Raw genomic sequence first — 7909 nt, 5'->3', positions numbered from 1 at the left:
GACGGCAGCTGTAGGTACAGCAACAGCGCCAGCTCGATGGCCATGCCGATGAACATGCCCTTGAGCAGGTCGGTCAGCAGAATGGCCGCTACGGTGCCAACGAACACCAGCAGTCGGTCGCGCCCGATGGCCGCCATGCGGCGGAAGATGGCCGGTTCGCACAGCCGCCAGCCAATGTAGATCAAGATAGCTGCGATGGCGGCCAGTGGAATGAGGGTCAGCAGCTGCGGCAGCACCACCGCGAAGACCAGCAGGAACAGGCCGCTGTAGAAGTTGGACCACAGGGTGCGCGCGCCGGCGTCGATGTTGGCGCGGCTAGGCACGGCGTTCGGAATCACCGTCAGGCCGCCCAGCATGCCCGAGGTCAGGTTGCACACCCCCATGGCGCGCAGCGTTTTGTTGGCGTCGGACTGGCGCCGCCAGGGATCGATCTTATCCACCGCCTTCACACTGGCCACCGACTCCACGCCGTCGATCATCGTGAAGGTCAGCACCACCAGCAACATCGGCAGCCACAGGTCGGGCTCGGCCAGCAAACGCGCAAAGTCCGGTGCCACGATGCCATCCAGAAAATGGGCGGGCATGGCAATGCGCAGCGCGGCGGGCAAGCCCGCGGCCCACGCGGCCAGCGCCCCCAGCGCCGACACCCCAATCGCTGGCGGCAGCCAACGCCACACGCCACCCGGCAGCCGCCGCCACACAAACATCAGCGCCAGCCCGATGAGCCCGATCAGCGCGGGCAGTGCCTGCGCCTGTGCCAGTTGCCCCGGCAAATGCGCCAGCGCATCGAGCACCGACTTGGAAGGCACCGAGGGCGCACCCACCAGCGCCGGCAGCTGGCGCACGATGATCATGATGCCGATGGACGCCAGCATCGCCTCCACCACCGTCACCGGCAGCAGGCTGGCGTAGCGCCCGGCTTTGAGCGCCGCCAGCACCAGCTGCAGCGCGCCAGTCAGCACCACCGCCACCAGCACCAGCGGGTAGCCTGCCGCCAGGTCGCCGTGCCCCAACGTCAGCATGCCCCACAGCAGCACCGGCGCCAGCGCGGCCGCGGGCCCACTGACGGTGACGTGCGACCCGCCTAGAAACGGGTACAGCAGCCCGGCGACGATAGCCGAGATCAACCCGGCCACCGCTGGCGCCCCCGAGGCCAGCGCCACCCCCAGCGAAAACGGAGTCCACAGCAGCGCCACCTGCAAGCCGGCGATCGCGTCATGGCGCCAGTGGCGCAGTCCCGCCAGCCCGCCCTGCGGCACTTCGGCATGGGTCGCGTGCAGATCGGCCATTGATGCGGTCTCCTCAGGCGTGCCAGCGGCTCAGGTAGACGTGCACCAGCTCCTGCACCGCGCTGGCCTTGATAACCAATCCCAGGTCGATCATCTCGGCGCTGGAGGCCACTTGGGTATGGGACGCCGGCACCGGCTGCGGCACCAGGCGCTGCGCCTCCTCGCGGAAGAACACCGCCGCCACCACGCCGGCAAACCAGAACGAGGCGCCACCCTGCGGGCCGGGCCGCGCGATAAACACCGGGCTTCCGCTAGAGCCCGGATAGACCGCGGCGTCGATCAGAAACTCACGCCGTCCCTCGAAGTCCAGCGCCGGCGGCGTGGCGGTGATGCCACGGCGCAGAATCGGCATGCCGTTGACCTGGTCCCACACGCCGCTGGGGTAGCCCACGAACAGCACATCTTCCAGCGCGTCAAGAGCGGGCGCGTGCTCCTCGGTCAGCGCCTGTTGGGTGTCGATGGCTTGCCAGTACAGCTCCACGCCCTGCGCGCGCGCGGCATCCAGCAACGGCTGAAGGGGCATGATGGCCAAGTCCACCGTCTCGTCGGGGTGCAGCATCCACGCCTCGGGAAAGTCCTCGATGCGCAGCTCGAAGCGGCTACCCAGCACGGGCTGCCCGTCGCGCGCGATGGCAAATACCAGCGCGCCGCTGGCCACCCCTTCGACCAGGTGCCGGTTGGTGACGACAAACAGCGAGCGACCACGGGCGTGCGTGTGCGCCAGGGTGAACGCGGTGCCGGTGCCAGACGTTCCGTCCTGCAGCACGGTGTCCACGCGCAGCGTGTGATAAAGCAGCCGCTTATGCGGGGTATCGACGCTCCAGCTCATAGGCTGTCTCCGGAGTGCGCGGCGGCGCGCGCGTTGATGGCCTGCACCGCGCGGTGCGCGGCGCGCTCGGCCTCGGCGGCTTCGGCCTCGCTGCCCATCATGGTCAGGCGGCCAAAGCTGCCAAAAGGTTTGACATCCACCAGTGTCACATTCGCCGCTTTTTCGGCCTCGTTGGCGGCATAGACCACGTAGCCCGCGGGCTCCACTTCCAGGATGAACATACTCTTGCCCGGCAGCAGCATGGAGCCGCGGCGCAGCTGGCGGTTGATCAGCGTGGCGTGGTCGGGGGTGACGGCGCGGATGACCTCGCTCCAGGTGATGCGGCAGGGCAAGCGCGCCTGCACCGTGGTCTGCAGCTGGCGCAGGATCAGATCGCCCGCAGCCAGCACCTCGCTTTGGTTGCGGTAGTGGATCTCCATCGACCCGAAGGCGCGCTCGACCACCTGCTCGCCCATGCGCACGTTGGTGGCCTTCAGCGCAATGTCCGACAACCGGTGCACCGCCATGCCCGGGGAGACCTCGATCCACATGCAGGCATCTCCCGGCACCGGCAAAAAACCCTGCGACGACGTGGCCAAGTGCGACGCCAGCTGCGGCTGCAGCGCGTCGATGAAAACGAAGGTGCGCAGGGTGATGGCGGCCATCGGCGTGCACTCCGTTAGCGCGTCAGGCCCAGGTAGAGCGTGGGCAGCACCTCGGGCAGGCGCTGCACGCGCTCCAGCACCGTGTAGTGGCGTGCGCCAAAGATGCGCTGCGCGTAGGCGTCGGCGCGCGGGTCCAGCGTCAGGCAGTAGCTGACGATGCCGTCGCGGCGCAGGTCCTGCACCGCACGCTGCGCGTCCTGCCGCAGGTACTGCGGGTCGCGCACGTCCACGTCCGCGGGCTCGCCGTCGGTGAGCACGAACACGATTTTTTTGCGCTGCGGCTGCTGGCGCAGCTGCTGCCCCGCATGGCGCAGGGCGGCGCCCAGCCGCGTCGAAAACGCGCCCTCTAGGGCCGCCAGCCGCGCCTTGGCCGCCTCGCCCCAGCGTTCACGAAAGTCTTTGATGCGCAAGTAGTGCACGTCGTGCCGACCGTCGGAGCGAAAGCCGTGGATGGCGAAGCGGTCGCCGATGCGCTGCAGCGCCTCGGCCAGTAGCGCCGCCGCAGTGCGGGTCAAGTCCAGCACCGTGTGCTCGCTGCCGCGCACGGGGTCGTTGGCAGAAGCCGACAAATCGAGCAGCAGCAGCACCGCCACGTCGCGCGTGTGCAGCCGGTGCTGCATCATGATGCGCGGGTCGGGCTGCTGGCCTAGACGCAAATCGACCCAGGCGCGCACCGCCGCCTCCAGGTCCAGCTCGTCGCCGTCTTCCACCTTGCGGATACGCTGCAGCCCTTGCGGGGCCATGGCCTCGATGAGATGGCGCAGCCGTTGCACCAGCGGCTTGTGCTCGGCCAGCAAGGCATCGATGCGCGCGGCATCGCCCGCCGTGGCGTGGCGCTCCAGCACCGTCACCCAGTCCGGGCGCTCCAGCTGGATCTGGTAGTCCCACTCCGGGTAGTGCACCGGGTCAGCCAGCGGCGGGCGACCCAGCAGCGAGTTGATGGTCACACCCTCCTGGTCGAGCCAGAACTCAGTGGGCAGGATCCAGACCTCCTGCGCGTCGTCGCCCGCGAACTCGACGTCCACCTCGTTGACCATCTCCATCACATTGACTTTGCGCCGCACCTGCTGCTGGCGCGCCCAGGTCGCGGCCAAGGCCAGCGCCTCGTCGTAGGCACCGCTGGCCCAGATGGCACGGTTGTCGTCGCGGTACAGGGCACGCTGGCCGTCCAATCGCGCGGAAAACGCGGGCCAGTGCGCCTGCTCGACGTGGGTACGCAGCGCCGCAGCCAGCACCCGTCCGGTAGCCAGGCTTTGCTGTGCGTCATCCCAGTTGGTCCAGGCGCGCAGCGCCGCCACCCCCTGCTGCACCCAGGGGTGGGTGTCGGCCGCCGCGGCGTCTTCGTCCAGCCACGCCAGCGCCAGCCGGTTGATCAGATCCCCGGCGCGCTGCGGCGGATCAACCGGCGGCGGGTGCAACACACGCCACTGCTGACGCAGGCGTGGAAAGCGGCGCAACGCGAGTGTCTCCACGCGCGCGTCTTCGACCAGCTCGACGATGGCTTTGGTCAACGCATCCAGTCCTTCGTCGGACAGGGGCGAGCGCGCAAAGATGAGATGAGCCGCGGCGTGGTTGGCGGCCGCACGGTACACCTCCAGCGCCGGCACCGTCGGCCCCGACGGCCCGGCCGGTTGCACATCGTCGTAGGCGTCGGCAATGTGGATGACGTGGTGTTCGATATAGGGCCGCAGCCCCTCGCGCGATTCGAAGTCGCCCGCGGTGGGGCGCAGGAAAAAGTCACGTCCCCACAGCGCACGCAGATACAGGTTGAGCCGGCGCTGGATATCGACGAACAGGGTGCCGCGGCGCTCCTGCTGCAGCACGGCCACGCTGTCCGCACTCTGGAGCCCGAAGTAGCGGCGTTGACCTTCGGCGTCGCCGCGATAGGCCTGCGCGCCCCACTGCACCCAGCGCCGCAGACCGCCCAGCGTCAGCTGCCCCAGCAGCCGCTCCAGCTGTTCCAGCATCGGCCGCAGACCGTGCGGCGCCTGCGCCAGCGCAATGCCCAGCACGCGCAAGTACTGCCCGAACAGCTCGGCATCCCCCAGCCGTTGCGCGGCAGCAGGTGCGGTCTGCACGATCAGCGTCAGCACCTGACCGGAAGTCTTGGACGCCATCGACAGCAAAAAGTTGACCAGCTCCGGCAGCACATCCTCGCCAATGGCGCGCGCCAGCGCGGGCATTTGCTGCAAAAAACTCACCACCAGCTCTTCGCCGCGGCCCAGCTGGTGCAGCGCCAGCGCCCCCTTCAGATAGTTGTCCAGGCCACGGCTGGACAGCGCGCGCGCCGCCTCCTGCCACGCGCCGCGCAGCACCTCCTGCGCGCCGTGCGGCAGCTCCTGCAGCAGTTCGGCGTGCTCGTCCAGGTGAATGGTCATGGCGACGCGGCAAAGGGTACGGCGTCAGAAGTAGGTCGTCACGGCGGCGTCGAGCGCATCGCGCATGTCGGCGTCGTCGGTGATCGGGCGCACCAGCGCCATGCGGCAAGCCGACAGCGGCGGCACCCCCTGCGCGATCAGACTTCCCGCGTGGATCAGCATCCGGGTGGAAATGCCCTCATCCAGCCCATGGCCCTTGAGGTTGCGCGCGCGCTCGGCGATGTGCACCAGCTTGGCGGCGGTGGCAGCGTCCACCCCCGACTCGTGCGCGACGATCTCGACCTCCACCTCGTGCTCGGGATAGTCAAAATCGAGCGCGCCAAAACGCTGCTTGGTCGATTGCTTCAAATCCTTCATCAGGCTTTGGTAGCCAGGGTTGAAGGAGATCACCAACTGAAAGTCCGGGTGCGCCTCAATCACCTCGCCTTTTTTCTCCAGCGGCAGCATGCGCCGCTTGTCGGTCAGCGGATGGATGACGACGGTGGTGTCCTGGCGCGCCTCCACCACCTCGTCCAGGTAGCAGATGGCGCCATAACGCGCCGCCAGCGCCAACGGACCGTCCTGCCAGCGCGTGCCCTGGGCGTCGAGTAAGAAGCGCCCCACCAGGTCGGAGGCGGTCATGTCCTCGTGGCAGGCCACGGTGATCAGCGGCTTGCCCAGCTTCCACGCCATGTACTCGACGAAGCGCGTCTTGCCGCAGCCTGTCGGGCCTTTGAGCATCATTGGCATGCGCACGGCGTAGGCGGCCTCGTACAACGCCACTTCGTCGCCCACCGCGCGCCAGTAGGGTTCGCGCGCGATGCGGTAGGCCGCCAGCGGGTCGGGGCCGTGGGAATCGACGGTCGCGGCAGGCCGCACATCGGCCAGCGGACGCGCGGCCACGCGGGCGGCGGCCGGTGCCGCCGGGGCCTCCACGGGGTGGGCCAAAGCCGTGGCCGGGGCCGCGCCTTGGGCACGGGCGGCATAGAGACGGCGCGTCAGGGTATTCATGGCGAACTCGGTGTGCAGAAGTGGTTGACGGGAGCAAGCCCGATGGGGCGGATGAGGAGCGACGACACCGTCGGCACCTACAACCCCCTGTTAGTCGGGCCAGACGCGGCGCGGAAATCGTTCGCCAGCGCTGCTGGGCGGACAGCCCCCGTCGGTGCGCACGGAGGCAACCGTCGCCTGTGCAGCGGCGGCCCGAGCACCGGACGGGGTCGTCCGCTGGGCGGGGGCGCGGCGCCGCGGCACAGGTGCGGTAACGGAGGGCGTTGCTGGCGCAGCAGCCGGGTCAGCGGCTGGGGCTGACGCCACGGTTGCCGACGCGGCCGGGTCGGCGGCCACAGCGGGCGCGCGACGCGCGCCGCGCACGCTAGCGGCCAGGCGTTGGGCGGTGTTGCGTGTCATGCCTGTATCTCCTCGATCACGGCTTCGATGTCGGCTACGGCAGCGGCGGCGCGCGCCCCCAGCTGATAGACGGTGGCGCCTTGCAGTGCGGCGCTGCGATAGATGGCACGGCGGCGCACCACGGCGCGCAACGCGGGCAGGCCAAACTCACCCAGCGCCTCGCGCATCGCGCCAGACAGCGCGCTGCCCGGCTCCAGCTGGTTGATCACCAACCAGGCGCGCAGGCTCGGGCGGCGCGCCTGCTCAGCATGAATGGCCTCCACCAGCGCCCAGCTCGCCCACAGGTCCAGCGGCGACGGCAGCACAGGCACCAGCACGGCATCGGCCTCGCGCAGCGCACGCTGTGCCGCCGGGTGGTCCACGCTGGGCGGACAGTCCCACACCAAGTGGCGTATACCCACCGCCTGACGCCAGGCGTCATCGGCGGTCAGCACCGCCAAGCCGGCCTGCGTGCCCCACTGGGTCGCCGAACCTTGCGGATCCAGGTCACCCAGCGCGCTGGGCGCACGTCGCCGCAGGCCCGCGGCCAGCTGTATCGCCAGCGTGGTTTTGCCGGTGCCGCCCTTGGTATTGAGCACCGCCAGACGGCCGGGCAGTGCCTGCGTCATGCGGGTGAACCCGTTTGGGCGACGTCACTGATGCGGCGCGCCAGCGTGCGCTCGGCCTGCCCCAGCGTACCGTTCGCCGCCGCAATGGTGATGTTGACGTAGGTGGTGCCAAAGCTGATGTTTTGCGGCGCCAGTCCCAGCTCCTCCTGCACCGCGGCTACGCGGTCCAAAAAGGCGCGGGTCTGCGCATACGAGCCGAACGCAAAGCGGCGAAACAGCGCGGCAGGACGGCTTTGCTCGGTCCAGCCCGCCAGGGCAGTATCGTGGTCGTTCATGGCCGTCATCTCCGGTTCAGCGTCGGGTCTTGGGATATCAATGAGGGGCACCACCCGCGCTCCACTGGCCCAGGTGTCGCGCCTCATCGGCGGCCAGCTCGCGCAGCAGGGCCTCGCTAGCGCCGTCACGCACGCGCCGCGCGTGGTCGGCGGCGTCCTGATACAGCACCACCGCCGTTTGTTCGAGTTGGCGGTTGAGCGTGGCAAAGTCCGGCACGCCCCGGCCCAGCCGTGCGGGCGCCAGCGCCCCGGCCGATGGGGCCACGCCCAGCTCGATGAGGCGCTGCATCAGCCGCTCGGCGTGCGCCAGCTCTTCCAGCGCCTCGGCGCGCAGCTGCTCGGCCAGCGCCTCGTCGCCACTTAGCCGCGCCAGTGTCGCCTGCGCCAGGTACTGCTGCAACGCGCTGAATTCGTGTTGCAGGGCGCGCGTCAGCCAGCCCAGCATGCGTGCATCGGCGGTCATGGTGCGCTCCTGCGGTCAGGCCTCAGCTGCGGGT

8 protein-coding genes are annotated in these 7909 nt (G+C 69.3%); all 8 read right to left on the bottom strand.

All coding sequences use genetic code 11. From position 1 onward, the window contains the following. The coding region (locus tag V7Z54_RS05820) for a SulP family inorganic anion transporter (protein WP_334135051.1) at positions 1-1289 on the bottom strand (1289 nt) is incomplete at its 3' end. A 13-nt stretch (positions 1290-1302) separates the two neighbouring features. Further along, positions 1303-2118, bottom strand: coding sequence for a S1 family peptidase (locus V7Z54_RS05815; RefSeq protein WP_334135050.1), 816 nt, complete (start codon positions 2116-2118; stop codon positions 1303-1305). Then, complete coding sequence (locus V7Z54_RS05810; RefSeq protein WP_334135049.1) at positions 2115-2762, bottom strand: hypothetical protein; 648 nt, start codon at positions 2760-2762, stop codon at positions 2115-2117. The genes V7Z54_RS05815 and V7Z54_RS05810 overlap by 4 nt, the downstream gene beginning before the upstream one ends. 14 nt (positions 2763-2776) lie before the next feature. After that, complete coding sequence (locus V7Z54_RS05805) at positions 2777-5140, bottom strand: nitric oxide reductase activation protein NorD (RefSeq protein WP_334135047.1); 2364 nt, start codon at positions 5138-5140, stop codon at positions 2777-2779. A 24-nt stretch (positions 5141-5164) separates the two neighbouring features. Then, the gene (locus V7Z54_RS05800) at positions 5165-6130 is read right to left on the bottom strand and encodes a CbbQ/NirQ/NorQ/GpvN family protein (RefSeq protein WP_334135046.1); all 966 of its coding nucleotides are present in this window, start codon (positions 6128-6130) and stop codon (positions 5165-5167) included. A 395-nt stretch (positions 6131-6525) separates the two neighbouring features. After that, a complete protein-coding gene (locus V7Z54_RS05795) occupies positions 6526-7137 on the bottom strand; it encodes an AAA family ATPase (RefSeq protein ID WP_334135045.1) in 612 nt (203 codons plus the stop codon). After that, positions 7134-7412 carry a 4a-hydroxytetrahydrobiopterin dehydratase gene (locus V7Z54_RS05790; protein WP_334135044.1) on the bottom strand — a complete coding sequence of 93 codons (279 nt, stop codon included), beginning with the start codon at positions 7410-7412 and terminating at the stop codon, positions 7134-7136. The genes V7Z54_RS05795 and V7Z54_RS05790 overlap by 4 nt, the downstream gene beginning before the upstream one ends. 37 nt (positions 7413-7449) lie before the next feature. Further along, the gene (locus V7Z54_RS05785) at positions 7450-7875 is read right to left on the bottom strand and encodes a ferritin-like domain-containing protein (RefSeq protein WP_334135042.1); all 426 of its coding nucleotides are present in this window, start codon (positions 7873-7875) and stop codon (positions 7450-7452) included. Positions 7876-7909 lie beyond the last annotated feature (34 nt).

Source organism: Tepidimonas sp. (assembly GCF_036824975.1).
Lineage (GTDB): Bacteria > Pseudomonadota > Gammaproteobacteria > Burkholderiales > Burkholderiaceae_C > Tepidimonas.
Note: the sequence above shows the minus strand (reverse complement) of the source record. Positions and strands in the feature narration are given on the sequence as shown.